We start from the raw sequence: 2,644 nt of genomic DNA, 5'->3' as shown, positions 1-2,644 counted from the left end.
AGCGATTCGATTCGAATTCGACAACTTTTCGTTCGTAGTGCGGAGGAGGGGTTGATGACTGGGGCGAGGGGGCTGTCCAAGCGGGCGCTGGCGGTCACGCTGGCGGCCGCGATGGCCGCGGTGACGATCACCGCGTGTGGGTCGGGGTCCGGTGACGACGGGCCCAGGACGCTGAGACTCTGGCACTACGAAGGCCCGGACAGCGCGATGGGGGTGGCGTGGGCCGAGGCCGTCAAGCAGTTCGAGTCGACCCATCCCGGTGTGAAGGTGGAATTCGAGGAGAAGGGGTTCGAACAGATCCAGAAGACGGCACCGATGGTGCTGAACTCCAAAGACGCGCCGGATGTCATGGAGTACAACAAGGGCAACGCCACCGCGGGCCTGCTGTCGAAGCAAGGACTGCTGACCGACATCTCCGACGAGGTGACGAAGCGCGGCTGGGACAAGCAGCTGAGCCCAGGCATCCAGACCACCGCCCGCTATGACGAGCGAGGCGTGATGGGGTCAGGCAAGTGGTTCGGTGTGCCGAACTACGCCGAGTACGTGATGGCCTTCTACAACAAGGACATGTTCGCGCAGCAAGGCATCGCCGTGCCGACCACGATCGAGGAGCTGACGGCGGCGATGGACAAGTTCGTCGCGGCCGGCATCACGCCGCTCGCCGTCGGCGGCGCCGAGTACCCGGCGCACCAGATCATGTACCAGCTCGCGCTGTCGAAGGCGAACAAGGACTGGGTGGACCGGTTCCAGCGGTACACCGGCCAGGTGGACTTCCACGACCCGGCGTGGACCTACGGCGCCGGCACGTTCGCCGACTGGGTGGGCAAGCGCTACCTCAGCAAGGACTCGACCGGGGTGAAGGCCGAGGACATGGGTCTGTCGTTCATGCAGGGCAAGCACCCGATCATGATCACGGGCTCGTGGTGGTACGGGCGGCTGGCGGCCGGGATCAAGGACTTCCAGTGGGGGTCGTTCCTGTGGCCGGGGCTGACCGCCGGGTCCGCCGGCAACATGTGGGTGGTGCCGCAGGGCTCGAAGAACAAGGACCTGGCCTACGACTTCATCGCGATCACGATGTCGCCGCAGATTCAGGACAAGCTCCGGGACGCGGGCGGCGTGCCCATTGTGGACAGTGGAACGTCCGCCGCCTCGCCGCAGATCCAGGAACTCGCGAAGAACTTCAAGACCCTGAGCGCGCAGGACCGCCTGGCCTTCTACCCGGACTGGCCCGCGCCCGGCTACTACGAGGTGCAGGTCTCCGCGGTGCAGAAGCTGATCACCGGCGCGGCCACGCCGCGGCAGGTGCTGGACGAGCTGGCCAAGCCGTACCAGGAGAACCTGGCGAACGTCGGCAAATGATCGCGAGGACAATCCGGGAGCGCGGGTCGTATCTGCTGTTCCTGATCCCCGGCGCACTGCTGTTGGTCGCCGTGATCCTGGTGCCGTTCGTGATGAACGTCGGCATCAGCTTCACCCGGTGGCAGGGTGTCGGCGATCCGAAGTGGACAGGCCTGGACAACTACACGCGGCTCTTCGGCGACAGCACGTTCTGGTCGTCGTTCCAGCACAACCTGGCGCTCGTGGTGGCGATGGCGATCCTGCCGACCGCCGCCGGACTGGTGATCGCGGCCGCGTTGTTCGACGTGATCGGCAAGAGGTTCGGGGACAGGGCGGCGAGCGTGCTGCGGGCGTGCGTCTACCTGCCACAGGTGTTGCCGATCGCGGTGGCGGGGATCGTGTGGAGCTGGATCCTGGCTCCGCAGGGTGCGCTCAACGAGTTCCTCGGTGCGGTCGGACTCGGCTCGCTGGGGCAGAACTGGCTGGGTGACCCGGACATCGCGCTGTGGAGCGTGATGGGTGTGATGGTGTGGATCCAGCTCGGCTATCCGGTGGTGATCTTCATGGCGGGCCTGCAGCGCGCCGACCCGTCGCTGTACGAGGCCGCCGAACTGGATGGCGCGTCGTGGTGGGGCCGGTTCTGGCACGTGACCGTGCCGCAGATCCGCGCTGAAGGTGTTCGGGCCGATCTACGTGCTGACCAGGGGTGGTCCGGGCGGGGCGACGAACGTCCCGTCCTACTTCTCGTTCCAGAACTTCTTCGAGAAGACCCAGGTCGGCTACGGCGCCGCGATCGCGACCGTCCTCACGGTGCTGATCCTCATCCTCACCACGGTGTTCCTGAAAGTGCAGAACCGGGGAGAGCGCACGTGAAACGCCATGCCGTGCTCTGGTCGCTGATCGTGCTCGCGGTCGTGATGCTGGCGCCCTTCGTGATCGTGGCGTTGAACGCGGTGAAGTCACCGGCGCAGTACGCGTCCGACGGACCGCTTGCGTTGCCCAGCGACATCACCTTCCAGGGGATCATCGACTTCTGGGACCGGGTCGGGTTCGGACAGAAACTGCTCAACAGCTTCATCATCAGCGGTTCGGTCGCGGTGCTGGCGGTCGTCGTGTCGGTGCTGAACGCGTACGCGCTGGGCATCGGCCGGGTCCGCGGCAGGTTGTGGATCCTGGTCGCCTTCCTCGTGGCGAACACGCTGCCGCAGGAGGCGATGGTGTACCCGTTGTACTTCCTGGCCAAGGAGACCGGGCTGTACGACACGCAGCTCAGCGTGATCATCATCTTCACGATCATCCAGGCCGC

At 65.7% G+C, this 2,644-nt stretch carries 2 protein-coding genes; both read left to right on the top strand.

Annotated elements, in window-relative coordinates:
• Nucleotides 1-54: 54 nt before the first annotated feature.
• A complete protein-coding gene (locus B0F77_RS46310; protein ID WP_086669361.1) occupies nucleotides 55-1,359 on the top strand; it encodes an ABC transporter substrate-binding protein in 1,305 nt (434 codons plus the stop codon).
• Nucleotides 1,356-2,644, top strand: a 1,289-nt coding sequence (locus B0F77_RS46305) for an ABC transporter permease subunit (protein WP_211294381.1), incomplete at its 3' end; no start/stop codon positions are given. The genes B0F77_RS46310 and B0F77_RS46305, both read left to right, overlap by 4 nt.

This window comes from Lentzea kentuckyensis, from assembly GCF_002150765.1.
Taxonomy (GTDB): Bacteria; Actinomycetota; Actinomycetes; order Mycobacteriales; family Pseudonocardiaceae; genus Lentzea; species Lentzea kentuckyensis.
The sequence above is the reverse complement of the archived record's forward strand: the minus strand, read 5'-3'. Positions and strand labels throughout refer to the sequence as shown.

What these genes read in the sequence shown, in the direction of transcription:
- B0F77_RS46310 (WP_086669361.1), top strand. Translation starts at nt 55, where the DNA reads ATGACTGGGGCGAGGGGGCTGTCCAAGCGGGCGCTGGCGGTCACGCTG.